The sequence below is a fragment of the Rheinheimera sp. KL1 genome (assembly GCF_001275035.1).
GTDB lineage: Bacteria > Pseudomonadota > Gammaproteobacteria > Enterobacterales > Alteromonadaceae > Pararheinheimera > Pararheinheimera tangshanensis.
Genome location: NZ_LAMX01000029.1, coordinates 21,932 through 47,144 on the forward strand (window position 1 = coordinate 21,932; position 25,213 = coordinate 47,144).

The 25,213-nt window shown below is 46.9% G+C and carries 20 protein-coding genes; 14 read left to right on the forward strand and 6 right to left on the reverse strand.

Annotated elements, in window-relative coordinates:
• Positions 1–2 precede the first annotated feature (2 nt).
• The 3 genes from WH43_RS17015 to WH43_RS17025 all read left to right on the forward strand — a co-directional run bounded on the left by WH43_RS17015 (position 3) and on the right by WH43_RS17025 (position 5,963).
• Entirely contained in the window at positions 3–3,056 is a 3,054-nt protein-coding gene (locus tag WH43_RS17015) for a multidrug efflux RND transporter permease subunit (protein ID WP_053425777.1), read from the forward strand.
• A gap of 444 nt (positions 3,057–3,500) precedes the next feature.
• A complete protein-coding gene (locus tag WH43_RS17020; protein ID WP_053425778.1) occupies positions 3,501–3,710 on the forward strand; it encodes a hypothetical protein in 210 nt (69 codons plus the stop codon).
• A gap of 6 nt (positions 3,711–3,716) precedes the next feature.
• A complete protein-coding gene (locus WH43_RS17025) occupies positions 3,717–5,963 on the forward strand; it encodes a TonB-dependent receptor (protein WP_353504808.1) in 2,247 nt (748 codons plus the stop codon).
• Positions 5,964–6,237: 274 nt separating this feature from the next.
• Here the strand turns inward: WH43_RS17025 and gntR are convergent, their stop codons facing one another.
• Entirely contained in the window at positions 6,238–7,239 is a 1,002-nt protein-coding gene (gntR, locus tag WH43_RS17035) for an HTH-type transcriptional regulator GntR (protein WP_053425781.1), read from the reverse strand.
• A gap of 125 nt (positions 7,240–7,364) precedes the next feature.
• On the opposite strand from gntR, the gene WH43_RS17040 reads away from it, so the two are divergent.
• The 6 genes from WH43_RS17040 (at position 7,365) to WH43_RS17060 (ending at position 13,917) form a co-directional block, all read left to right on the forward strand.
• Entirely contained in the window at positions 7,365–7,916 is a 552-nt protein-coding gene (locus tag WH43_RS17040) for a gluconokinase (protein ID WP_053425782.1), read from the forward strand.
• A 77-nt stretch (positions 7,917–7,993) separates the two neighbouring features.
• Positions 7,994–8,848 (forward strand): glycoside-pentoside-hexuronide (GPH):cation symporter, encoded by an 855-nt coding sequence (locus tag WH43_RS20905; RefSeq protein WP_286049928.1) that lies wholly within the window; start codon positions 7,994–7,996, stop codon positions 8,846–8,848.
• Between the two features lie 32 nt (positions 8,849–8,880).
• Positions 8,881–9,390 carry an MFS transporter gene (locus tag WH43_RS20910; protein ID WP_286049930.1) on the forward strand — a complete coding sequence of 170 codons (510 nt, stop codon included), beginning with the start codon at positions 8,881–8,883 and terminating at the stop codon, positions 9,388–9,390.
• A gap of 2 nt (positions 9,391–9,392) precedes the next feature.
• Complete coding sequence (locus WH43_RS17050) at positions 9,393–11,789, forward strand: GH36-type glycosyl hydrolase domain-containing protein (protein ID WP_082335845.1); 2,397 nt, start codon at positions 9,393–9,395, stop codon at positions 11,787–11,789.
• Entirely contained in the window at positions 11,786–12,790 is a 1,005-nt protein-coding gene (locus WH43_RS17055) for a Gfo/Idh/MocA family protein (protein WP_053425783.1), read from the forward strand. The genes WH43_RS17050 and WH43_RS17055 overlap by 4 nt, the downstream gene beginning before the upstream one ends.
• A gap of 170 nt (positions 12,791–12,960) precedes the next feature.
• Positions 12,961–13,917: a tetratricopeptide repeat protein gene (locus WH43_RS17060; protein ID WP_053425784.1), complete on the forward strand. Its 957-nt coding sequence runs from the start codon at positions 12,961–12,963 to the stop codon at positions 13,915–13,917.
• A 228-nt stretch (positions 13,918–14,145) separates the two neighbouring features.
• Here WH43_RS17060 and WH43_RS20915 read toward each other — a convergent pair whose 3' ends face one another.
• The gene (locus tag WH43_RS20915) at positions 14,146–14,808 is read right to left on the reverse strand and encodes a DUF6088 family protein (protein ID WP_286049941.1); all 663 of its coding nucleotides are present in this window, start codon (positions 14,806–14,808) and stop codon (positions 14,146–14,148) included.
• 239 nt (positions 14,809–15,047) lie between these two features.
• Between WH43_RS20915 and WH43_RS17070 the strand changes: the two genes are divergently transcribed.
• Together WH43_RS17070 and WH43_RS17075 are read left to right on the forward strand one after the other, a co-directional pair.
• Positions 15,048–16,061 (forward strand): Fic family protein, encoded by a 1,014-nt coding sequence (locus WH43_RS17070; RefSeq protein ID WP_286049942.1) that lies wholly within the window; start codon positions 15,048–15,050, stop codon positions 16,059–16,061.
• A gap of 506 nt (positions 16,062–16,567) precedes the next feature.
• A complete protein-coding gene (locus WH43_RS17075) occupies positions 16,568–19,711 on the forward strand; it encodes a DEAD/DEAH box helicase (protein ID WP_053425785.1) in 3,144 nt (1,047 codons plus the stop codon).
• 73 nt (positions 19,712–19,784) lie between these two features.
• On the opposite strand, the gene WH43_RS17080 is transcribed toward WH43_RS17075, so the two are convergent.
• Positions 19,785–20,645 (reverse strand): YicC/YloC family endoribonuclease, encoded by an 861-nt coding sequence (locus tag WH43_RS17080; RefSeq protein WP_053425786.1) that lies wholly within the window; start codon positions 20,643–20,645, stop codon positions 19,785–19,787.
• Between the two features lie 200 nt (positions 20,646–20,845).
• Between WH43_RS17080 and rph the strand changes: the two genes are divergently transcribed.
• Genes rph through WH43_RS17095 form a run of 3 tightly spaced genes read left to right on the forward strand, consistent with a single transcriptional unit; the run spans position 20,846 to position 22,635 of the window.
• Entirely contained in the window at positions 20,846–21,559 is a 714-nt protein-coding gene (rph, locus tag WH43_RS17085; RefSeq protein ID WP_008899994.1) for a ribonuclease PH, read from the forward strand.
• Positions 21,560–21,581: 22 nt separating this feature from the next.
• A complete protein-coding gene (pyrE, locus tag WH43_RS17090) occupies positions 21,582–22,226 on the forward strand; it encodes an orotate phosphoribosyltransferase (protein ID WP_053425787.1) in 645 nt (214 codons plus the stop codon).
• 37 nt (positions 22,227–22,263) lie between these two features.
• Entirely contained in the window at positions 22,264–22,635 is a 372-nt protein-coding gene (locus tag WH43_RS17095; RefSeq protein WP_053425788.1) for a diacylglycerol kinase, read from the forward strand.
• Positions 22,636–22,855: 220 nt separating this feature from the next.
• Here the strand turns inward: WH43_RS17095 and slmA are convergent, their stop codons facing one another.
• From slmA to coaBC, 3 genes are read right to left on the reverse strand one after another with little or no spacing between them, the layout of a single operon-like run.
• On the reverse strand, positions 22,856–23,449 hold the full coding sequence (slmA, locus tag WH43_RS17100; RefSeq protein ID WP_053425789.1) for a nucleoid occlusion factor SlmA: 594 nt from the start codon (positions 23,447–23,449) through the stop codon (positions 22,856–22,858).
• Between the two features lie 23 nt (positions 23,450–23,472).
• On the reverse strand, positions 23,473–23,931 hold the full coding sequence (gene dut, locus WH43_RS17105; protein WP_053425790.1) for a dUTP diphosphatase: 459 nt from the start codon (positions 23,929–23,931) through the stop codon (positions 23,473–23,475).
• Positions 23,915–25,138 (reverse strand): bifunctional phosphopantothenoylcysteine decarboxylase/phosphopantothenate--cysteine ligase CoaBC, encoded by a 1,224-nt coding sequence (coaBC, locus tag WH43_RS17110; protein ID WP_053425791.1) that lies wholly within the window; start codon positions 25,136–25,138, stop codon positions 23,915–23,917. The genes dut and coaBC overlap by 17 nt, the downstream gene beginning before the upstream one ends.
• Positions 25,139–25,213: the final 75 nt, after the last annotated feature.

Below are 25,213 nucleotides of genomic sequence, written 5' to 3' on the forward strand. Positions count from 1 at the left end.
GCATGAAAAGCCGCAGCGTATTTGCCTGGTGTATGGACCATCCTATAGGCACAGTATTATTGACCTTTGCTTTGGTAGTGTTAGGTATGCTGGCGTTTCCGCGTTTATCCGTGGCGCCTTTACCTGAAGCTGACTTTCCGACCATTCAGGTCAATGCCCGTTTACCTGGTGCCAGTGCTGAAACTATGGCGTCCGCCGTCGCGACTCCTTTGGAAGTGGCATTAAGCTCAGTGCCCGGTATTACCGAAATGACCTCAAGCAGTGCTTTGGGTTCTGTTGAAATTACTCTGCAATTCGTGCTGGAAAAGGATATCGACAGTGCTGCACAGGAAGTTCAGGCGGCGCTGAATCAGGCGGCAGGTCGTTTACCCGATATGCCCAACTTGCCAACCTGGCGTAAGGTCAATCCGGCCGATAGTCCAATTTTAATTATTGGTGTGACCTCCGAAACTTTATCCCGCACTGAAATTAGCGATTTAGCTGAGACAGTGCTGGCACGTCAGATGACCCAAATAAATGGAGTCGGTGAAGTTTTTATTGGTGGTCAGCAAAAACCTGCCATTCGGATCCAGGCCAAACCTGAAGTTTTAGCTGCCGCAGGTTTAACTCTGGCAGATATTCGTGCTGCAGTGCAACGCGCCAGCGTCAACTTGCCTAAAGGTGCTTTGTTTGGTGATAACAGAGTATCCACTTTAGCGGTCAATGATCAGATTTTTTCTGCCGATGAATATGCCAACTTGATTGTTAGTTATAACGACGGCGCTCCTGTGTATCTGCGTGACGTCGCTAGTGTGAAACTGGGGGCAGAAAACGATTTTGTGCAAATTTGGCCGAATGGTGAATCTGGTGTCGCCTTAATTATCCGCCGTCAGCCTGGTGCCAACATAGTAGCCACAGCGGATCGCATCAGAGCCGCTTTACCTCACCTGACTGCTGCTTTACCTGCTGATGTCAAAGTTGAAGTCTTTAACGACAGAACCCGGACTATCCGCTCATCCTTAGCTGAAGTGGAACTGACTTTGGCTATAGCTGTAGTGCTGGTTATTGCTGTAATGGCGGCGTTTTTACGTCAGTGGTCTGCCACTTTAATCGTCTCAGCGGTGCTGGGGGTATCACTGGTCGGTACCTGTGCCTTTATGTATCTGGCTGGTTTTAGTCTGAATAACCTCACCCTGGTGGCTATTGTGATCGCTGTAGGTTTTATTGTCGACGACGCCATTGTCGTGATTGAAAATATTCACCGGCATTTAGAGGCGGGCGAGAGTAAACGAGTGGCAGCACTGAAAGGTGCGGAGGAAATAGGTTTTACTGTTATTTCCATCAGTGTGTCTTTAGTGGCGGCCTTTATTCCGCTGCTGTTTATGGGCGGTATTATTGGTAAGCTATTTTTAGAGTTTTCTTTAACGGCTACAGCTGCGATTTTAATTTCTGTGGTGGTGTGTTTAACCCTGGCACCGACTTTAGCCTCACTTTTTATGGATAAAGCGCCTGCTCATGACCCAAATAAGCCGGGCTTTTTTGACCGTTTAGTCAAACGTTACGACAAAGTACTGACTTGGGCTCTGGAGCATCAGCGCATTATGCTTGGGGTGTTTTTTCTGACGGTAGCTGGCAGTGTTGCCAGTTTTATGGCGATCCCTAAAGGATTTTTTCCATTGCAGGACACAGGTTTTGTCATAGGGATCACGCAAGCTGCGTCTGATATTCCGTATGAAGATATGATTGCCAAACACAAGCAACTGGAGCAGATCTTAAAAAATGATCCGGATATCACAGGTTTCAACCATGCGGTGGGTGGCAATAACTCCACTGGCTCAGGTCGGGTTTGGGTGGTGTTAAGCGACCCTGATGACAGGGACGCCAGTGCCAGTGAAATTATCGACAGATTAAGACCGCAGTTTGCGCAAATTCCGGGTCTGCAGGTGTTTTTACGGGCCGCTCAGGATATTAACCTGGGGGCTGGTCCTGGCCGTGCTCAATACAGTTATGTGCTCAAAGCCTTAAGCAGTGACGAGTTGGCGACCTGGACTCAGGCTCTAACGGCTAAGCTTAGACAAAATCCTATGTTTACCGACTTATCCAACGACTTGCAGTGGGACGCTAATATTATCAAGCTGGAGCTGGATCGGCAGGAAGCGGCTCGTTTAGGTTTTGCTGCTGCTGATTTGGATCAGGCCTTGTACGATGCGTTTGGTCAACGTCAAATCAACGAATATCAGACCGAAACTAACCAATACAATGTGATACTGGAATTGGACCCTGAACAGCGTGGCACAGCGGAAAGCTTAAACTACTTCCATTTACGTTCACCTACAACAGGGGAGATGGTGCCTTTACTGGCTTTTGCCAAAGTGTTACCTGCGACCAACGGCCCTGTGGTGATTGCGCACAATGGTATGCAACCCGCAGCGAATTTGTCCTTTAACCTAGCGGCCGGCGTGGCTTTGGGGGATGCGGTAAAAGCTCTGGATCAGGCACGTGGAGAGTTACAAATGCCAGCTTCAGTGTCAGGTTCTTTCCAGGGCGCTGCGCAGGCTTTTCAGGATTCTTTGGCTACTCAACCTCTGCTGATCTTCACTGCCTTGTTGGCGGTTTACATCATTTTGGGCGTGTTATACGAGAGTTTTGTTCATCCTCTGACTATTTTATCTACCTTACCTTCAGCTGCTATAGGCGCCATTTTATTACTTTGGGCCTGGCAACTGGACTTTTCCATCATGGCGCTGATAGGCATTATTTTGCTGATAGGTATAGTGAAGAAAAACGGTATTCTGATGGTCGACTTTGCCCTCCAAGCCCAGCGTGAACAAGGTATGTCCGCCAAAGATGCGATACATCAGGCCTGTCTGGTTCGGTTCCGCCCTATTATGATGACGACCTTGGCTGCTATTTTAGGCGCTGTGCCTCTCATGATGGGGTTTGGTACTGGTGCGGAGCTGCGGGTGCCTTTAGGTGTGGCCGTGGTTGGCGGGCTTGCTTTTAGTCAGGTGTTAACTCTATTGACGACTCCTGTTGTGTTCCTCGCATTAGATAAAGCCTTTTTACAGAAAAAATAAAGACTGAGGCCAGAGTGGATTCGCTCTGGCTTCTTTCTCCTTAAGGCGTAGAGCAGAGCTTTGCTTATTGAAAAATAAAAATTGGTAGCGCTATCATTTTTACAAAATCTGCATTTTTCTCATCATTCTGATTGAAATAAATACAAAAACTGCCCTTTAATTCAGCTAATCCTCGCGTTGCATCCTGTCGCAAAAGATCCGGATCTCAGCTTTTCTTTGTAAAAAAGATCTAAATAATGGTTGCGCAATCATTTATCTGAGGCTAATTTATCGCCTAGGCTCAGCCTTGGTATAAAAAATAAGCGAAATAAATCAATTAAACTGCAGGATACCTGCTGGTGACTCTGGATTTTATTTCGCCTGAATTGATGCCAAATAAAAAAAATCAACAGGTGTTAGCGCTGTCATGCTGACGAAACATCCAGACAGGATAGGGGAATTAAAGTGAAAGTCTTAAAACTAAAACCATCTTACTTACTCACAACCTTAGCTTTGTGCAGTGCTTTTGGTGTTGCTGCACAAGTGGCTGAAACCGTAAAAACCAGCGATGGCAAAGATGACGAAGGCCGTGCCATTGAAGTCATTCAAATCAGCGCAACCAAAAGGGTCACTACCTTAAGGGAAACTCCACTGGCGGTAACAGCCTTTGACTAGAAAACTCTGGATGAAAACCATGTAGCGCAGCTGGATGACTTACAGGGCATAGTGCCGAGTTTGCAAATAGCGCAAAACGGTACGCAAAATACTCCTATGGTGTATGTGCGTGGTATTGGCTCTTCTGACCAGACTGAAAGTGGTGACCCGGCAGTTGCTTTCCACATTGATGGTGTGTATTCAGCCCGCTCGCAAGGCGCTTCTGCTTTGATGTTTGACTTAGAAGGTGCTGAAATTTTACGTGGACCACAAGGCACATTATTCGGCCGCAACGCCACAGGTGGCGTGGTGAACTTGCACACTGCCAAAGCTCGACTGGATGGTTTTGATGCCAACGCTGAGATCACTTTAGGTAACTACGACCGTCGTGCTACCCGCGCTATGGTGAATATTCCATTAAGCGACACTTTAGCTGTTCGTGTTGCCGCCGCTATGGACCAATCTGAAGGTGTGGTGGATTTCCTGCCAGGTTCAGCCATGGGCGAAAAATATGGTTCTACCGATCTGGCCGCTGCGCGTTTCAGTGCTTTTTATCAGCCGTCAGACAAGTTTGATTTAACTTTCTCCTACGAAAACTTTACTGACAATGGTACGGGTAATATCCCAACTATCAGTGGTGGTTCGGATCGCAGCTCTTATGTACAGGAACCTGGTTTTAACGATGCAACCAGCGATAGCTTCCGTACCAGAATGAATTATAACTTCGACTCAGGTCAGCAATTGTCTTACATCGGTGGTTACACAGATACGTCTCGCGTTTCGGTGTGGGACAGAACCTGGAGCCTGGAAAAATACGAGTGGGGCGGTTGTGTTGAATGTGATCACGAAGCCACTCAACACGAGTTACAGTTCAAAAATGATGACGCTGAACGTTTACAGTGGATGGTGGGTTACTTCTACTTCAAAGAAAACAACAAGACTATTTTTGACATAGTGCACCCTGACGTCGATTACGAAGGGGGCACTACACCAAACAAAAACTTATGGTCAACTTACCGTCAGCCAGACCGCGGTTTAGAATCGAACAGCTTGTATGCTCAGTCGACTTATAAACTGACAGACGACTGGCGTATCAGTGCCGGCTTACGTTACACCAACGATAAACGTTGGGATAAAGGTGGCCGTAACATTATGTGTCCGGACGTAAAACGTACTGAAGTGACTGAACCAAATCAGGATTATGTAGGTTATATGGATCCGGACGGCATCCTCAATGGTCTTGGCCCGAACAAAAACCTGGTGCAGCCTGGCCAATGTTGGGTCGATACCTACAACGACACCAGCCCGGAGTGGAGCAAAACCACTGGTATGGCGCGTCTGGAATGGGACATGACAGATGATGTGATGTTCTACAGCTCCTACGCCACAGGCTTTAAGTCCGGTACTATTCAGGATGGCGGCAAATACACAGGCACAGGTCCATTCACTCAGGCTGATCTGGATGCCATTATCGCTGGCAACAATAACGAAGCTGCTGGCACTGCCGCTTACGTAGCGCCTGAGGAAAACACCAGCATCGAACTGGGCATGAAAGGTTTATTCCTGGACGGCACTCTGCAGTTATTTGCTGCGTTATTCACTACTGAATACACCGACTTACAGGTGACCAGTAACGTAGTGACCAACACAGGCGCTGACTTACTGCGTAAAACCAACGCTGGTAAAGCCACTATCAATGGTCTGGAATTAGAAGCCCGCTGGTTAGTGATTGAAAATGGCGAATTAAGTGGTTCTATGTCTGTATTGGACGCAACTTACGATGACTTCCTGACCACAGACTCTAAATATGGCCGCGATGGTTTAGCCTTTAACCCATCTGCAGGCAACCCTGCATTGCCTAACCTGCTGGATTTCAGCGGTAATCATTTAGTCATGGCGCCGGAATTTTCCGCTTCTGTGAATTACGAACATTTTGTCGGTCTGGAAAGCGGCGCTACGTTAAAACCAAGAGTTCGTGTCGGTTACACCAGCGAAGTCTGGTTTGACCCAGCCAACCGTGGTGACAGACCAGCAGGCTTCAAAAACTTGCCTTACGCTGCTGATATCGATCGTCAGGATGCTTATACCAAAGTGGATTTAAGCCTGACCTTTGAACCTTCAGAAGGCAACTGGTCCACCGAAGCTTTTGTCAATAACGTGACTGACCGCGATATTAAGAGCGATCAAGGCCGTACTCACGGTGACGCAGTACCTAACTTTATGTGGCAATCACCACGTACCTTTGGTGTGCGTTTTAATGTTAGCTTCGAATAATTGACGCTGTAGCGGCGACCTTTAGGGGCGCCTGTTTCTGGCCTGAATTGATCTTGAGTTGTGTTAATAACGTCAACACATTTGCAGCTTCAGGCACGAAGGGGACATTAGTTTTACCCTTATCTCCCAGACTGTGCGAGTCTGGGTTCTCCCGGTAATTGAGGGTGTCAGTACCAGCTTCGGCTGGTACTTTTTTGTATGCATGAGGGCAGAAAACGCCTAAAAATATGTCTGAAACTATCTCTAAAATCATACCAGCAAACTAATTTGGCTATTAAGTCGAAGCTCGTTCCACTATGCGGTAGCCGATATCTATAGGCGGCTTATGAGTTTTGTCCTGGCCTGAAGCTGTCATCAGTAATTCCACCGCTTGCTGGCCCATTTCAAAGCGCGGAGACGCAACGCTGGTAATAGCAGGCTCGACCAAAGCCGAAGCCTCTAAGTCGTTAAAACCACAAATGGCAATATCGGACGGAACTTTGAGGTTCATTCTCTTGGTTTCAAACAAAGCCCCTAAAGCTAAATCGTCGTTACAGCAGAATATGGCATCACACTGGCCTTGCGATTCAGCCATCACAGCCTGCAATAACTGACCACCTAAACGTATCGATGAAGACTGAGTGGTGGTGACTACATAACTTTGACAAGGCTGTTTAAAATCAGCGATCGCCTTTTTAAAACCGGCTAAACGTTGCTGAGTACGGGTATCCATGCGGGCGCCCAAAAAGCCCAGTTTGCGATAGCCTTTTTGCAGCAAGTGGTTGGTGATATCCACACCGGCATTAAAGTGCGAAAAGCCGATATTCATATCAATAGGGCTGTCGCTGAGTTCCATCAACTGCACTATCGGAATACCGGATTGTTTCAGTAATTTGCGGGCGTAATCGGTTTGATCTGTGCCGGTTAAGATAAAACCCTCAGGCGACTGACTGAGTAAAGTGGCGATCAGCTTTTCTTCTTCGAGTGGCGAATAATGGCAATCCCCTAACACTACTTGCAGATTGTGCTGTTTCACAGCGCTGTATATACCCTGCAGCACATCATTAAAAACTATGTTAGATAATGATGGAATGATAACCGCTATCACACCTGAGCGACGAGACGCCAAAGCGCTGGCGGCATGGTTGCGGATATAACCTATTTCATGCACTGCCTGTTCAACTTTTGCCCGCAGTTTCTCTGAGACTTTATCGGGATTGCTTAGCACGCGCGATACAGTAATGGCACTGACACCTGCTACTTTCGCCACATCTTTCAGGTTAGGTTTTTTATTCATCGCACCATTCTCATTATTTTTAAAAAACAATAACTGAAAGCTATGTTTGAGTCAAAATGGTTGCGCTATCATTTTATCTGAATTAAGCTGAAGTCACGTTTTTATCGAAGGTGTGATCGTATCTGATGCAACAGGATCTAACAGCTCAGAAGCAGGCAAGCAAGGCAACAGAATGCCAAAGTCTAATCATTATGGGGGTGGCTGGCAGCGGTAAATCGACGCTGGCTTTACGCCTGGCTGAACAACTGGGTTGGCGTTATCTCGAAGGGGATGATTTTCACAGTGCTGAAGCCAAACAAATGATGGCATGCGGCACCCCTATTACCAGTGAGATGCGTGATCAGTGGGTGGGGCTTTTATGTTCAGCCTTACAAGACTGTGCAGCCAAACAACAGCCGGTGGTATTAAGTTACTCAGGTTTGATCCGTAAACACCGCGAACGCATTCGCCAGGCCGCTGCAAGGCCGCAGTTTGTTTACTTACAGGGCAGTGCTGAACTGCTGGCGCAGCGGCTGGCACAGCGGAAAAACCACTTCATGCCTGTCTCTATGCTGCAAAGCCAATTGGCCACTATGGAACCTGTGGATCAGGAAGCCGATGTGCTGTGTCTGGATATCAGCCAAAGCGTGAATGAGTTGATGCTACAGATCACACTAAAAATACAACAACGACTTTAAAACGCACACATCACCAGGTGGCGTGCGTTCCATCTATTTCACTAATTAAAACAACAGAACAACGACAGGGTGACAAAGTGACAACAGAAACTGCGGTACCTCAAGACCGGCTCAAGCTGAGTGAAAAACTCGGTTATGGCGTCGGCGACATGGGTTTTAACTTCTATTGGGCCAATATTTCGGCCTTTTTATTAATTTTCTACACCGACGTCTTCGGTATTTCAGCGGCCGCCGCCGGCACTATGATGCTGATCACCAAAATCATCGATGCTTTTACCGACCCTATGATGGGCGCCATCGCTGACAGAACCAAAACCCGGATGGGCAAATTCCGGCCTTATTTACTTTGGTTGGCTTTGCCTTTGGCTGGTGCTGGTGTGTTGACGTACAGCACACCGGACTTAGGTCCTGGCGGCAAACTGGTCTGGGCCTACTGCACTTACAGCTTACTGATGCTGACCTACACCGCCATCAATATTCCTTACTCTGCCTTGTCTGGCGTGATGACCCGCAATAGCCAGGACAGAACCACTTTAGTTAGCTTCCGTTTTATTGGCGGTTTTACCGGCGGTATTCTGGTGACTTATTTAACCCCTAAACTGGTGGTGTTATTAGGCCAGGGCGATGAAATTCTGGGTTGGCAGCTGACGATGGGCTTCTTTGGTATAGCGGCCGCCTTATTGTTTTTATTCACTTTTGCCAGCACCAAAGAGCGTATTCAACCCGTCAGCGAAAACAACAGCGCTGTGCTGCAGGATTTAAAGGATTTAAAAAACAACAAACCCTGGCTGGTGCTGTTTAGCCTGGCGCTGATCATTATGATCACCATCACCATGCGCGCCAGCAGCGGTACTTACTACTTTAAATACTATGTGATGCGCCCAGAGCTGGTTGGCGAGTTTTTATCCTCTTATATGTTTGCTTTGCTTTAGGCGCGGCCTCTACGCCTTTAATGACCAAGTTTATGGATAAAAAGCCATTGATGATGCTGCTGATGAGTCTGGCCGGACTGTTTTCTATCAGCCTATTTTTTGTGCCTGCCGATCAAATAGGCTTAATTTTTGCCATCAATCTGGCTATAGGCTTTGTATTAGGACCTAAATCACCTTTGGCTTTTTCTATGTATGCCGACACTGCCGACTACAACGAATGGCGCACTGGCCGTCGTGCTACCGCCATGACCTTTTCCGCCGCGACCTTTTCGCAAAAACTTGGCGGAGCTATAGCCTCAGCTGTGATTGGCTGGTTACTGGCGCTGATAGGTTATGTCGCCAATGCGGAGCAAAGTGCAGGCTCACAGATGGGTATTTTATTGATGGTGTCAGTGATCCCAGGCTTAGTGGCTTTGCTGGCAGCTTTTGTCATGCGCTTTTACCATTTAGATGAAAAACAATTGCTGACCATTCAACAAGAGCTGGATCAGCGCAAAACAGCACCTGTTGCAAACGCGGCGGCAGTCGGAGTGTCGGAGTAATGATGAAGAAGTTGATGCAAGCCACAGAAAACGGCCAGCGTTATGAATTGTACAGCGCCACTGCGATGCCACAGGCTGCGGGCTTTTTATGGAATAAGGTGATGATGATCCAGCAAAACTGCCGTGGTTATGCCACAGCGCAGTTTATGCAGCCAGAACCTGCCAAATACGCCCATGCACCAAACTTAGAAGCTAAAACCTTTATGCAGCCGGAGCAGCCCTATTACGCGCATCATCCGGGCCGTTTTGTCTATATCAAAGATGAAAATAGCGGTGAAATCTGGTCTGTGCCTTACGAGCCTGTGCGCAAAGAAGCGAAAAACTTTGTGTTTTCAGCAGGTCAGTCGGATATCCGCTGGCAGCTAACGCTGGACTCTGGTTTAACAGTGGAATGGCTGTTGACCTTAACACCAGATCAACCGCTGGAGTTATGGCAACTGACGGTACGTAACGATTCAGCTCAGAGCCGTGCTTTAAGCCTGTATCCGTATTTCCCGGTTGGTTATATGTCCTGGATGAACCAGTCTGGCCGTTATGATGCCGATTTAAAAGCCATTATCTGTTCATCCGTTACGCCTTATCAAAAGTATCCAGATTACTTTAAAAACAAGTTATTAAAAGATAAAACCTTCTTATTGGCCGAGCGCACACCGGATTTCTGGGAAGTGAACCAGCAACAGTTTGAAGGCCAGGGCGGTTTACATGCGCCTTCTGCTGTGCAACAGCAGTGTCTAGCTTGTGGTGATTCAGACTACGAAACCCCTGCTTGTGTAATGCAGTACAGACTGTCTTTAGTAACAGGCCAAACCGAGCAATACCGTTTTGTGTTTGGCCCGGCGTACGACAAAGCAGAAGTGGCGCACATTCGTCAGCAAGTGTTTGGGTTGCCAGAGAGCTTCGGCCACATTCAGCAGGCTTATGCCGCTTATGTCGCCCAGGCAGTGCCTTGTCTGGAAATCGACACGCCGGACCAGGAGCTAAATAACTACGTCAATCACTGGCTGGCGCGTCAGGTGTATTACCACGGCGACGTGAACCGTTTAACCACAGATCCACAAACCCGTAATTATCTGCAGGATAATATGGGCATGAGCTATCTGGCTCCTGCTGTGGCACGTCAGGCCTTTTTAACGGCTTTATCGCAGCAGCATCTGTCAGGCGAAATGCCGGACGGTATCTTGCTACACAAAGACGCTGAACTGAAATACATCAACCAGGTGCCTCACACTGACCAATGTGTCTGGTTACCTGTCTGTATCAGTGCTTATCTGGCCGAAACCAACGACTATGGGCTATTAAACGAAAAAGTGGCCTACAAAGATTCGGCCGAACAACACAGTGTAGCCGAACATATCCATCGTGCTATGGGCTGGTTATGGCTGAAAAAAGACCAGCGTTGTTTAAGTTACATTGAGCAGGGCGACTGGTGTGACCCGATGAATATGGTGGGTTACAAAGGCAAAGGCGTATCGGGCTGGCTGAGTTTAGCAGCAGCTTATGCACTGAAAGTCTGGGCGCAAATTTGCCGCGATGCAGGTCAGGCAGAACATGTAGCTTTGTATGAAGAGCAGGCAGCTGCTTTTAATGCCGCTGTGAACCAGTATTTATGGGACGGCAACTGGTATGGTCGTGGTATCACAGACGATAACGTCGTCTTTGGTATCAGCAAAGATACCGAAGGCCGTATTTATTTAAACCCACAAAGCTGGGCTTTATTGAGTGGTGCCGCCAACAACGAACAACAGCAGCAGCTGTTAACAGCTGTAGAGCAGCAATTGCACACGCCTTATGGCCCGCAAATGCTGGCGCCTGCTTATACAGCTATGCGTGAAGACGTAGGCCGTGTTACGCAAAAGTATCCTGGTTCAGCCGAAAACGGCTCTGTGTATAACCACGCTGCGGCTTTTTATCTGTTCGCTTTGTATCAGGTCAATCAAGCCGACAAAGCCTATCAGGTACTCAAACAAATGCTGCCGTCGGACGAGCCACAAGATCAGTTACAACGGGGTCAGTTGCCAATATTTATTCCAAATTATTACCGTGGTGCTTACCAGACCTTACCGCGCACTGCAGGTCGCTCCAGCCAGTTATTTAATACAGGCACAGTGCACTGGGTATACCGCTGCCTGGTTGAAGGTTTGTTCGGTGTGAAAGGCGACCAACAAGGTTTAACTTTGGCACCACAACTGCCAGCCAGTTGGCACAAAGCCTCAGTGTTACGCCGTTTCCGTGGCGCAGACTTCCATATCCGGTTTGAGCGGGTGGCTGGTGTCAAAGCTGCAACACTCTGGCTGGATGAAGTGCAGCGGGATGAGTTGGTGGTACGCAATATCACAGCAGGCCAAAGTTATCAGTTGCTGGTGCAATTGCCATTTGCTAGCAGTGAGGGAACAGTATGATCCGTATAGGTTTATTAGGTGCAGCCCGCATTGCCGATCGGGCTATTATTGAGCCCGCAGCCAAGCGCTCTGACGCAGTGATTGCCGCAGTGGCTGCATCCACTCTGGAAAAAGCTCATGCTTTTGCTCAGCAGTTTGATATAGAACTGGCTTTAGGTAGTTATGACGAGCTGTTAGCCCGTGATGATATCGACTTAATTTACAACGCCTTGCCGCCGTCTTTGCATGCTGAGTGGTCGATCAAAGCTTTGCAACAGGGCAAGCATGTCTTGTGTGAAAAGCCTTTTGCCATGGACGCTGAAGAAGCCAAAGCTATGGTAGCTGCAGCAGATGCCAGTGGCCGTTTGCTGATTGAAGGCTATCACTACCGCTTTCATCCGGTGTTTGCCGAGGTAGAGCGGCTGGTAAAAAGCGGCGACCTGGGTACTATTCACACAGTGCGCAGCAATTTTTCAGTGCGTATTGCCGAAACGCCAGGTTCTTTGCGCCATAACGTGCCGCTAGGCGGCGGCGCTTTAATGGATTTAGGCTGCTACCCATTGCACTGGTTGCGTACTTTATTTGCCAGTACCCCGCAAATTGTATGGGCCGGTGCCATCTGCCCTAAACCTCAACTGGATAGCAGCTTCGAGCTACGTTTACAGTTTCCGAATGGCCCTTTGGCCTATGTTGGCTGCGCCATGAGCGAACATTTAAGCCGCCATCACGATGCGTCTTTGTATCTTGAAGGTGACAAAGGCCAACTGGAAGTCTTGAACCTGGTTGCTCCTCATCAGGGCCACACCTTATGCCTGACCAAAAACGGCGAGGCTCATGAGTATCAAATCAAAGGTGATACCACCTACGACTACCAGCTTGAACACACTTTGAGCTGCATCAAAGGTGAAACCAAACCGCTGACAGGTGGCCAGGATGCTGTAGATCAGATGCAACTGATTGATGCAGCCTATAAAGCGGCGGGGTTGTTGCCGAGGGGTTTTGTAGCTGCTGGAAAGGCTTAAGCGGACCTGACATAGAGTACGTGAAATAGGGAACTTCACAGAAAAGTTGATTACGTAGACAAAAATCTGATACTTCAGACTCCTGGCCAGTCCTGACATTAGCGACGGGCACAACCATGATGAAGGTACAGAGCCTGCTGCGCAGCGCTTTGTAGCGAGCGGGTTATCAAGTGCAGCTGAAGTATCTGATCACTATGTTTGTTTTAAGCAAAGCTCTGCTTTGCTCTTTGCCGCTAAAGGCTTCAGAGCATTACAGCGATCATGAATTATTCTGTTTGAGCTTGCCGAAAACCACCGACTGTTTCACCGAGTTACAGCGCCAATTGCAACAACAGCAAGTGGGTAGCAAGGCCTGGTACAAGCTCGAATCTTACCTGCTGGATTATTACTACGACAAAATCGACTTCGACAGCTTAAAGCAACAGGCTGAGATGTTGCTGCAACGTCAGGACGTGCCCTCTGTTGTATTGGCTCAACTGTATTTTTACTACGCCAAAACCCTGATGCATTTTAACCAACCGCAGCAGGCTGAAGCTTATGGCTTAAAAGCAGCAAATCTGGTCACTGAATTGTACAAATCTTTTGGCAACCCCCTGAGATTGTTAGAACTGGCTAATTTACAAAAAGCGTTGGGCCAACATGACCTTGCAGTTCAAACTTTGTCTGAAGCTGAACACAGGGCTGGTAATAGCCAGGATCCTATTTTCTGGTTCGAGCTAAACAGCAATAAGGCTTTGATTACGGACAGCATTCAATCCTTTGAAGAATCCTTGCTGTATCGGCAGCGCGCAGTAACAGCTATTTTGCCGACGGCTCACCATGTAAAAATTGTGGTAGCTCTTGGTAATCTGGCCCGTACCGAGCAGTTGCTGGGGCACTATGAAGCTGCTTTAGGCCATTACCAACAGTCATTGGCTTATATGTCCAAAAATACAGACCCACAAAATTGGAGCATTTTCCATGTCCGGCTGGCAGAGATTGCCATGCAACTGAACAATCCGACACTCAGCGAGCAGTACATACAGCAAATTGATACCGCACTCCTCGGGCAAACACATAGGCTTGTTTACCAACAACTGCAACAGCAATTGGCACAGTACCGCAAGAAAAAACCAGCTGGAGTGTAGCTACAGCTGGTTGTTTAGCTTACAAATAACAGGCTGGGTCGTTATTCAATATTGCTATCTTCTTATGGATTTTTAATTTTTTAGTTTTATATCATATAGATATCTTTATTTTTTTTGGTGGTTTTGTGCTTTTTCCGCTGTGTTACCCAGCATTTTTCGCATGCTTAAGTTTGGTCCATGCTTTTCCCATTCAACGCGAAAATAAATTGAAAAGAGTTGAATGAAGGCCTATCGCTTATATTTGCGTTTTAGACCTGCAATAGATTTGCCCTCGCTGCTGTTTTTCAAAGACAGCCCTTCATAGTTCAGGCTAACCTGATAATTTTCCATATTAGGAGTGAATTTAGGCGGAAGCTCATTGGTAATCAATCCTAACTCTTGATCGATTCGTGACAGTTCTTCAAGCGCTTGTAACTGCTGCTCGTTTAATAGTTTCTCTTGCTTGGCGAGCTCTGTATGGTTTCGTGCTAATTTGTCAGTATCAGGTTGTTGGTGATTTGCGAGCACACATCTCCCTATCGCGATTTTACGAGTAACGCGAGGATTCTTTGGCGTGACGATAGGGTTAGCAGGAACTTGTGTACTTTTTCCGTCATAGTAGTTTTGTGATACAGCATCAAATTGATATTCGATACCTAATCTCTTTAGCGCCTCGAGAAGAACGCCTAATGCACCACGGTTGTTATCTGGCATTAATTTACCACTGATCCTATTTACCCTAGTCCGAACATATAGACCGTGGCCAATTTTCATTAGCAAACCTGCCTTAACCAGATTTCTTAACTCCCGGCTCACCTGAGCATAATTGGCGATATCAGCAAAGTCAGAGCGCATAAAAACAGAATGCTCAGCGTTTTTCACTCTGGTTACTAATCTGTCTTGTATTGTCATCTGATATCTCCTGTAACTCCTGGCAAAGAGTAAAAAATATGTCAGTTAAATTACTAAGTGCTCAGTATCTATAATACTTTGGTGACGTGCCAAATTCAGCTGAATTCACCCGGTTAATATTTAGCGTTAATTAATGACCATCCCCATTTACGATTTCTGAGGTGAATACTCTTGCTATTCGCCTCACTGTGTGAGTAGATTGTGTAATGTATTCACCTCAATAAGCAGGAGCCTCGCCAATGTGGATCTGGCAACAACCAGACTGGCCTAGCCGTCAGCACGATGCCGCGCAGGTGTTTCGTTATGATCAGGCGGTATTATCACCGCTGTTACGTGAACTGCATTTTTTGCAGGGCCTACTGCTTGGTAAAATGGGAGTACAGGACAGCTCGCAGGCTGTGCTCGATACAATGCTAGCCAATATCCTCACATCCAGTGCCATCGAAGGTGAGCGCCTGAACCATAGTGTGGTGCGTTCTTCATTAGCCCGCAAGCTGGGTGTTGCTGAACTGCAAAGTGTTGCAACGACAGCTCAGTCTGACGGCCTTGCTGCAATGGTGACAGATGCGATTGGTAACTGGCAGCAACCGTTAACGCTGGAACGATTGTTACAGTGGCATAGCTGGTTGTTTCCTACTGATAGCTCACTCATACAGAGAGTGCAGGGTGGGCAGCTTCGCGGTAACGAGCCGATGCAGGTAGTTTCCGGCCGGATAGATAACCCTAAAGTGCATTTCGAAGCACCACAGCGCGAAGTATTGGAAAGCGAGCTGAATTGCTTTATAGAATGGTTTAACCGCTCGCGCGATGATGCCAGTTTAGACCCGCTGTTACGCGCAGGTATAGCGCATTTCTGGTTTATCACTATTCATCCAATGGAAGATGGCAATGGCCGCTTGGCCAGGCTACTGACCGATCTGGCTCTCGCCCAAGCGGAGCATCAGTCTATCCGCTTTTATGCCATGTCTGTTGCCATCCTGGATCGGCGTAGCAGCTATTACAACGCCCTGGAGCAAAGCCAAAAAGGCGATACTGACATCACAGCCTGGTTGGTTTGGTTTCTCGACACACTAGCCGCTAGCCTAAAGCAGGTGCTGTCTGATATTGAACAAACGCTGCTAAAAGCCCGGTTCTGGCAAAGGGTAGACCAGACGCAATTGAATAAAGAACAAGTGAAAGTACTTAACCTGCTGCTGGACGGTGATTTCAGCGAAGGCATCAGCAATAGCCAATACGGCAAAGTTGCAGGGTAAGCCCGGCGACGGCAAGCCGGCATTTGGTTCAGCTGATTGAAATGGGTTGCTTGGTGAAAACCGCGGCGGGTGGCAGAAGTACCAGGTATTTGATCACTCAATAGCGGGTGTTTTATTTTAACTTTAAGCAAAGTGACAAATCGATGTCCTTAACTGAATTGATGTGAAACTAAAATTACCTTTTCTGTTTGATTGTGAAGCTATAGTTTCCTTTTGGTCGAGTTTTAAGCTGTAAATCATCAAATGGCTAACAGGTGACCGCGACGCGGTAGATCAGATGCAACTGATTGATGATGCTTATAAAACCATGAATCGTTGTCTACTGCTTTATTATCCACAGGTTTGGAGCGGACATCGACTGAATTCCAAGTCGTTTTTTATGTAGCATCAGTCGCTATTATTTTACGGTACAGCCGTTATTACGATATCCTGGCACAACTTGCTAACCCCCAAATCTTTATGCAGAGCATTCACTGCGCCATCGCCGGAATGAAAAGGATTTTTTAATGCAGCAAATTGGCCTTTACGAGCAATTGATCACTCAGTTGGTTGAACGGAATTTGGATCGAACGCGATTTTACGTGGGTGAGCGAGAGCTATCCTCTAATGAGGCCTCAGTTTGGTTATCCCGCTTTCTTAGTAAAATTATAGAGTTTGCGATAGCTGCAGTTCCAACGGGTGACGATCAGTTAAAGTTGCAAATTGAGCTCGCTAACCAGTTGCTGGTGTGGCTGAAGGATAAAATTCAAGATGATGGTTTTATTGAAGAAAACTTACTAAGTAGCAGAGGAAAAATCCTGACAGCGTTGTACAGGCTGGATAACCCAATAGCTGCCGATTTAAAGAAGTATGTCGAGGATATTTTTCCACTTACAGGTTTGACTGAAAGCGAATTGTTTTGTGGTAGCAATGCCGGTTTGTCGCTTGAGTCTGAGCTAAAGCGTGAGATTTTGTCAGCAGATAAAATTTACTGGCTGGTGTCTTTTATCAAGTGGACTGGTATTCGGGTATTTCGCAACGAGTTGGAGTCCTTTGCTCGTAGTGGTCGCGAGTTGAAAATTATTACCACGTCTTATATGGGAGCTACAGATGCTAAGGCAGTTGAGTATCTGGCAAGCTTACCTAACACTGAAGTGAAATTGAGCTACAACACTGAACGTGAGCGGCTGCATGCTAAAAGTTATCTATTTTTACGCCATACCGGTTTCCACACAGGATACATTGGCTCTTCCAATTTATCGCACTCTGCACTGACGAATGGCCTTGAGTGGAATCTGAAAATTACTTCTCAAGAAATCCCACATATTATTGATAAGTCATTGAGTACTTTTGAAACTTATTGGCAATCCAGTGAGTTCGAACTATTTGATGGTCAAGTCGAGAGCCGTGAGAAACTCAAGTTAGCATTAAAGACTGCCCGAGGTAGTGTTAGTGAGGAGCATCAGCATTATTTCGATCTAAAACCCTTCCCACACCAACTCGAGATTTTGGAACAACTGAGTATTGAGCGACAAATCCATAATAGGTTTCGCAACTTAGTGGTCGCAGCAACCGGCACAGGAAAGACTCTAATTTCCGCATTTGATTTCGCTCGCTTTATCAAAGAGAAACCAGATGCTAAGTTTTTGTTTATTGCACATAAAGAAGAGATCTTAATACAAGCGCGTCAGGCGTATCGTGGCGTATTGAAACTCGGTCAGTTTGGTGAGTTATGGGTGGGAGGGTATAGGCCAGAACATCACCATCAGCTCTTTGTGTCGATTCAGACGCTGAATAATCAATTAGATTCTATAAAGTTGTCTGCAGACTTTTATGACTACGTGGTCATTGATGAAGTACACCATATTACTGCTGCTAGTTACCGTGCAGCACTTGATTACTTCCAGCCTAAAATCCTATTAGGTTTAACTGCAACGCCAGAGCGCCACGATGGTGGTAATATTTTAGATGATTTTTGTGGTGTCATTGCTGCGGAAATGCGATTGCCGGAAGCGATCAATAGGCGACATCTCTGCCCATTCCAGTATTTTGGTATTGACGACGATACTGATCTTCGAGGCATTAGCTGGAATCGTGGACGGTATGATATTTCGCAGCTAAGCAATCTTTACACTCATAATCAAAGCCGCGTAAATAAAGTTCTGCAAAGTATGCAGCAAATCATCACTGATATCGGCTCTATGAAAGCACTCGCCTTTTGTGTGAGTCGTGAGCACGCTACGTATATGTGTAGCCAATTTTTATTAAAAGGTATCAAAAGTGACATATTAACCAGTGATAACAGTGACGAACGACAGCAAAAGCAGCAGGCGATCCGAGCAGGCTCAATCAATGTGTTATGTGTGGTTGATATCTTTAATGAAGGTGTGGATATCCCTGAAATTGATACGTTATTGTTGTTACGCCCGACTGAAAGTTTGACGATTTTCCTGCAACAACTGGGGCGGGGTTTGCGGCTAGCTGATGGCAAAGAATGTTGTACTGTGCTGGATTTTGTCGGTAATTCACATGCTGAATATGATTTTTCCAATAAATTCCGTGCGCTGATTGGTAAAACCAATAAAGCGATTAGCGATGAAATTAAACAAGGTTTCCCGCACGCACCGCTTGGTTGTCGTATTGAGCTATCGAAAATCACGCAAGAGATCGTCCTGAATAATATCCGTCAGGCGACACTGACGACGAACAGGCTAGTCGGGCTGATCAGGCAATACCCTCATAATTTTGAATTGCCATTAACCCTTGGCAATTTCCTGAAATTGCATCCACATATTGGCATCCGTGATTTATATAAACAAAGTGGATGGAGCACATTAGTTTCGCGTTCATTTAATGAAGTCAGAGAAAAAGATACCGATGATGTATTGGTTAACATATATGAACGGGCTATCAAACTCAGGATTTTGGCCTGTGACGACTATCACTATTTAGTCTTCCTGAAAAATCTCGTTTCGCACCATTTTGTTGTTGAAGGCTCTCAAAATCAGCGGTTGGCGTTAATGTGTCATTACGACTTTTGGCAAAAGTCGGGCTCTGATGTGGGTTTTAAAACACTTGAGCAAAGTCTACAGGCTTTAAACTGTCTACCTCTTAAAAATGAGTTACTCGATGTTTTGGATTGGCAAATAGCTCGGACTAAACATGAACAGTCAGCTTTGGCTGGGTTACCTGATGTGCCTCTGCGACTTCATGCTCGCTATACACGTGAGCAAATATTGACTGGTTTTGGAGCTGTAACCTTCGAGCGGCAACCTCAAGCGAGGGAAGGCGTTTATGTTATTAAAGATCAAAATATTGAGCTGTTATTCGTGACTTTAAATAAGAGCGAAAAACAATTTTCTCCAACGACCATGTATCACGATTACGCCATTAATGAATCGTTGTTTCATTGGCAGTCACAAAATAGCGCGCGGCCAGATCGTGGCCGAGGTTTGGATTATCTGCAGCATAAAATAACAGGCAAGAGGATTTTCTTGTTTGTTCGTGAGCAAACAGACGATGAATATGGCCGTACTATGGGGTTTGTAAATTACGGTGAAGTTGAATATGTATCACACACTGGCTCACAACCCATGAGCATTACCTGGAAGCTTCAGTCAGTTATGCCGAGCTTTATGTGGCAACAAGCTGCGAAATTAGCGGTAGGTTAAAAGAAGTGCCCCTATAAATTAGAAAGCCCTGCGTTTATCTAAACACAGGGCTTTTTGTTTAATATAATTGATTTTATTCAATATTCTGGATCTGCTCTCTCATTTGTTCAATCAAAACCTTCAGCTCCACCGCTGTATTGGTGATCTCGGTTGAAATTGCTTTCGAGGACAAAGTGTTCGCTTCGCGGTTGAATTCCTGCATCATAAAATCGAGGCGGCGGCCTATGGCTCCGCCTTGTTTCAGGCTGTGGCGGGTTTCTTTGATATGAGCGTCTAAACGGTCCAGCTCTTCTGCCACGTCAGATTTCTGGGCTAAAAAGGCCATTTCCTGCTCTAGGCGGTTTTGGTCCAGTTCGGCTTTGACTTCTTGCAGGCGGTTGAGCATTTTGTCGCGTTGCCATTGCAGTGCTTGTGGTAAATGCGTGCGTAAGGTGCTGACATGAGTGGAGATTTGATCCAGACGGTCGCGGATCATTTGTTCTATGGCGACACCTTCACGGCCACGGCCAGCAACGAAGTCGACTAAGGCGGCGTCAAAAGCGGCCATCAGTTCGGCTTGCAAGCTGTCGATGTCTTCTTCCTGAGTTTCCATCACACCAGGCCAACGCAGAATATCGACCACGTTCAGCTGGGCTTTGCCGCTTTGTTCGGCTAATAGACTGGCGCTTTGCATCAGTTGTTTGGCTAAAGCTTCGTTAATTTTTAACTCGCCGGCTGTGTTTGATGCGCTGTATTTCAGGTTGATTTCCAGTTTGCCGCGGTGCAGTTTCTGCCGCAGTTTGTCGCGTAATAAACCTTCTAAGCAACGAAACTGTTCTGGCAGGCGGAAATAACTTTCCAGATAACGTTGGTTAACGGAGCGGATTTCCCAAACGGCATTGCCCCAGCTGGCACGAATTTCGTGGCGGGCATAAGCGGTCATACTGTGGATCATAGTGCTGTCCTGAAATACAAAATAAAACCGAGTATACCCAGTTCAACCATCATTCGTCTAATCTGCCCGTCGCACTTGGTGCTGCAGCACTAATTGCTGAGGGCAGATCTTTCTTGTTCTATTTACTTAGCGTATAGATGGCACAGCAAGGCCTAAATCCCTATAATGAAGCACTTTTAATATCAGGTTGAGGCTTCACCATGCGTCCTAGCGGCAGAACAGCGAGTCAAATTCGTCCTATTACTTTCACCCGTCAATTTACGGCTCATGCTGAAGGTTCAGTATTGGTTGAGTTTGGTAACACCAAAGTTATTTGTACTGCCAGCGTGATTGAAGGTGTGCCACGTTTTATGAAAGGCCAGGGCAAAGGCTGGATCACAGCTGAATATGGCATGTTGCCACGCGCCACTCATACCCGTAACGACCGCGAAGCAGCTCGTGGTAAGCAGGGCGGCCGTACTATGGAAATTCAGCGTTTGATTGGCCGTGCTTTGCGTACTGCTGTGGATTTAAAGCTGTTGGGTGAAAACACTATTACTATCGACTGTGACGTGATCCAGGCCGATGGTGGCACCCGCACTGCCTCTATTACCGGTGCTTGTGTAGCTTTAGTCGATGCGCTGAATTTTATGCGCGCTAAAGGTTTGATCAAAACCAACCCGTTGAATTTTATGGTCGCTGCAGTTTCTGTGGGTGTTTATAAAGGCACAGCAGTAGCAGATTTAGACTACGCCGAAGATTCAAACGCTGAAACTGATATGAACATCGTGATGACTGAAACCGGCAAAATCATCGAAATTCAGGGCACGGCTGAAGAAGCGCCATTTAGCTTTGAAGAAATGCAGCAGATGATGGAATTAGGTAAACACGCTATCCGTGAAATCATCGACGAACAAAAACGTGTTTTAGCTTAAGGTTTTGAGGTCACACTAAGTTATGAAACAGTTTCAAATAGACTTTATTGAATTTGCATTGTCGCGTCAGGTATTGAAGTTTGGCAGTTTTACACTGAAATCCGGCCGTACCAGCCCGTACTTTTTTAACGCAGGTTTATTTAATACAGGCGGCGATTTAGCTCGTTTAGGCCGGTTTTATGCCGCAGCTTTAGAAGACGCCGGCGTAGAGTTTGACCTGCTGTTTGGCCCTGCCTACAAAGGTATTCCTATAGCAACAACCACAGCTGTGGCTTTGTTTGATCAGTATGGTAAAGATGTGCCTTATTGCTTTAACCGCAAAGAAGCCAAAACCCATGGTGAAGGCGGCAACTTAGTCGGTTCGCCTTTGCAGGGTAAAGTGATGCTGGTGGATGATGTGATCACGGCCGGTACTGCAATTCGTGAGTCAATGCAGCTTATTCAGGCACAAGGTGCCAGTTTAAGTGGTGTGTTGATTGCGCTGGACCGTCAGGAAAAAGGCCAGGGCGAGCTGTCCGCTATTCAGGAAGTTGAACGTGACTTTGGCACTCAAGTGGTGTCTATTATTTGTTTAAACGACTTAATCAACTACCTGCAAGGTAAACCAGAGCTGGCCCAGTATTTAGACGCTGTGTCAGCTTACCGTGCTCAGTATGGTGTGAGTTAGGGTTTAAACCAAGCCTGAGACCCAATAAGGACAAGGTATGAGTAAGCCAAACGGCACAGGTTTTGGACGTATTATGAAAGCTGCGGAGTGTAGCCGGAAAGGTTTTACTGCAGCCTGGGTGAACGAAGCCGCCTTTCGTCAGGAAGCTGGCCTTACGTTAGCTGCTATTCCTTTTGCCTGGTATTTAGCTGCTGATTTTGGTCATTTTGCGATTTTGATGGGCGTTTGGTTACTGGTGATTATTGTGGAGTTACTTAACTCTGCCATTGAAGCTTTAACCGACCGGGTCAGTTTAGAACGGCATGAATTATCAGGCCGGGCTAAAGATATGGGCTCAGCTGCTGTGACTTCGGCGCTCGTCTTTGTTGCCTTAGTTTGGGCTGCTGCTATCTGGCAAAAGTTTAGTTAACCCTTCGTACTTGAAGCCGTAGCTTTGTTGACTGCGCTCGTAGCCCTAGTCACATAGGAAACTATGCTCCTGGGGTCTCCTTCACTTGTCGCCGCGCCACAACTCCAATTACTTTGGCTTAATGGCTTTGTTTGAGTGAGCTGTATTCAAACAGAAAACAAAGACCGGTCAGCTTCAAAACTGACCGGTTTTTTTATCTCTGGCTTTTGAACAGCAAAGGTTAAACCGCAAACAGTGTTCTTTGCAGCAAAGCCCATTGGTTAGGCCACTGAGCTGTAGGTAAGCGGGCAAAACCTGAACGGACAAATTGCTGCATCTTGCCTTCACAAATCCCCAGTAACAAGTTGGCTAAATCACCTTCGTCCACAGTAAAACTTTTGCCTTCACGTAACTTGCGTTCGCGTAAACATTGTTTTAGCTGAGTTTCCAGCTTTTCATACAAGGCGCTGATGCGCTCTTGCAACCGTTCCTGTTCACCCTGCAAGGCGTCACCTGTTAAAATGCGGCAGATGCCAGGGTTACGCTCGGCGAAAATCAGCAATAACTGCATAATCAGTTCAATGCGCTGCTCGGTTTGTTTGTGCTCCTGCACTATCGCATTAATACGCGACAACAAGGTGTCTTCAATAAAGTCGATTAAGCCTTCAAACATCCGGGCTTTGCTGGGGAAATGCCGGTACAAAGCCGCTTCGGATACACCCACCTGAGCAGCCAAAGCTGCTGTGGTGATACGCTGGCCCGCATGGCTTTGCAGCATAGCGGCCAGAGCCTGCAAAATATCTTCTTTGCGGTTGGGACGTTTAGTTGTTGCCATGGATATCCTTGTCACTTCACTAATTACTGCCGGCCTGAGTGACCAAATCCACCTTCGCCTCTGTCTGAAGCGTCAAAATCTGAAACTATATTAAATTCTGCCTGTACCACTGGCATAAACACCAGCTGCGCGATACGGTCGCCCGGGTTGATGGTGAAGGCGTCCTGCGAACGGTTCCACATCGACACCATCAGCTGGCCCTGATAATCCGAGTCGATTAAACCCACTAAGTTACCCAGCACTATGCCGTTTTTATGACCTAAACCAGAGCGTGGCAATATAGTGGCGCATAAATTGGCGTCACCAATGTGAATAGCCAGGCCTGTTGGGATCAAAGTGGTTTGGCCCGGAGCCAGTTGTACTTCTGCATCCAGACAAGCCCGTAAATCTAAACCAGCGCTGCCCGGTGTGGCATAAGCCGGTAATGGGAATTCAGTGCCGATACGTGGGTCGAGAATTTTTAAATCAATGGCTTTTTTCATGCAGATAACGCTCGTTAATCAATAAAAGAAGTTGCTGTGCCAGCTCGGTTTTGGCTTGTAAACCAAACTGCTGCTCGCCGTCGGCCCAAAATACGCTGAGGGCATTGTGTTCGCTGTTAAAGCCCTGACCCTGAACTGATACGTCGTTGGCGCAAATCAAGTCCAGTTTTTTCTTCGCCAGTTTTTGGCGGGCATAATTGGCGACATCCTGAGTTTCAGCAGCAAAGCCTACAGTAAAAGGCCGTTGTGACTTTAATGCAGCTACAGCGGCAATAATGTCCGGGTTTTTCACCAGCGTCAGGCTAGTGCTGTCGTCGCTGGTTTTTTTCAGCTTCTGTGTCGCAACCTGCGCCACTTTATAATCTGCTACAGCGGCGCAGCCAATAAAGATGCTTGCGCTGGTCGCCTGCTCTAATGCGACCTGATACATCTGGTCTGCTGTGACCACATCAAGACGTTTTACGCCTGTTGGTGTCGCCAACTGCACTGGCCCTGCTATTAAAGTGACCTGTGCACCCAATTGCACAGCGGCTTCAGCTAATGCAAAACCCATTTTGCCTGAGCTGTGATTCGAGATATAACGCACCGGGTCTATTGGCTCACGGGTAGGGCCAGCGGTAATCACCAGCGATACGCCAGTTAAAGGCTGAGCTTTAGGTGCAAAGTGTTCAAGCACTAAATCCACCAGCTGCAAAGGTTCTAACATCCGGCCCATACCGACATCACCGCATGCTTGTTCGCCTGCTGCCGGGCCCCAGATGTAAAAATTACGTGTCTTTAATGTATCTATATTGTGTTTGGTGGCTATATTTTTATACATCTGCTGATTCATGGCAGGTGCAACGGCCACTGGGGCATCAGTTGCCAGCACACAAGTGCTCAACAAGTCGTTGGCCAGACCATGGGCTAAGCGGGCAATCAAATCAGCTGAAGCTGGAGCTATCAATAATAAATCGGCCCATTTGGCGAGCTCAATATGGCCCATAGCCGCTTCTGCAGCAGGGTCGAGCAAGCTGTTGGCCACCGGATTGCCGGATAAAGCCTGCAAAGTTAAAGGCGTTATAAATTCGCGCGCTGCATCGGTTTGAATGACCCGTACTTCAGCGCCACGTTCTTTCAGACGGCGAATTAAGTCGGCACTTTTGTAAGCGGCAATACCGCCGCTAATGCCTAATAAAATGCGTTTTCCTGAGAGTAATAGTGCCATGTCTGTCGCAGCAAAAAGTGGTTAAGTTGGCGTTAAGATAACACGGAAAGATGAAGGAAAACAAAAACTCAAGGA

Coding starts and splice junctions, on each gene's coding strand:
- WH43_RS17015 (WP_053425777.1), top strand. CDS start 3: ATGAAAAGCCGCAGCGTATTTGCCTGGTGTATGGACCATCCTATAGGC.
- gntR (WP_053425781.1), bottom strand. CDS start 7,239: ATGAATAAAAAACCTAACCTGAAAGATGTGGCGAAAGTAGCAGGTGTC.
- WH43_RS17040 (WP_053425782.1), top strand. CDS start 7,365: ATGCAACAGGATCTAACAGCTCAGAAGCAGGCAAGCAAGGCAACAGAA.
- WH43_RS20910 (WP_286049930.1), top strand. CDS start 8,881: ATGGATAAAAAGCCATTGATGATGCTGCTGATGAGTCTGGCCGGACTG.
- WH43_RS17050 (WP_082335845.1), top strand. CDS start 9,393: ATGAAGAAGTTGATGCAAGCCACAGAAAACGGCCAGCGTTATGAATTG.
- WH43_RS17055 (WP_053425783.1), top strand. CDS start 11,786: ATGATCCGTATAGGTTTATTAGGTGCAGCCCGCATTGCCGATCGGGCT.
- WH43_RS20915 (WP_286049941.1), bottom strand. CDS start 14,808: ATGACAATACAAGACAGATTAGTAACCAGAGTGAAAAACGCTGAGCAT.
- WH43_RS17070 (WP_286049942.1), top strand. CDS start 15,048: ATGTGGATCTGGCAACAACCAGACTGGCCTAGCCGTCAGCACGATGCC.
- WH43_RS17075 (WP_053425785.1), top strand. CDS start 16,568: ATGCAGCAAATTGGCCTTTACGAGCAATTGATCACTCAGTTGGTTGAA.
- WH43_RS17080 (WP_053425786.1), bottom strand. CDS start 20,645: ATGATCCACAGTATGACCGCTTATGCCCGCCACGAAATTCGTGCCAGC.
- rph (WP_008899994.1), top strand. CDS start 20,846: ATGCGTCCTAGCGGCAGAACAGCGAGTCAAATTCGTCCTATTACTTTC.
- pyrE (WP_053425787.1), top strand. CDS start 21,582: ATGAAACAGTTTCAAATAGACTTTATTGAATTTGCATTGTCGCGTCAG.
- WH43_RS17095 (WP_053425788.1), top strand. CDS start 22,264: ATGAGTAAGCCAAACGGCACAGGTTTTGGACGTATTATGAAAGCTGCG.
- slmA (WP_053425789.1), bottom strand. CDS start 23,449: ATGGCAACAACTAAACGTCCCAACCGCAAAGAAGATATTTTGCAGGCT.
- dut (WP_053425790.1), bottom strand. CDS start 23,931: ATGAAAAAAGCCATTGATTTAAAAATTCTCGACCCACGTATCGGCACT.
- coaBC (WP_053425791.1), bottom strand. CDS start 25,138: ATGGCACTATTACTCTCAGGAAAACGCATTTTATTAGGCATTAGCGGC.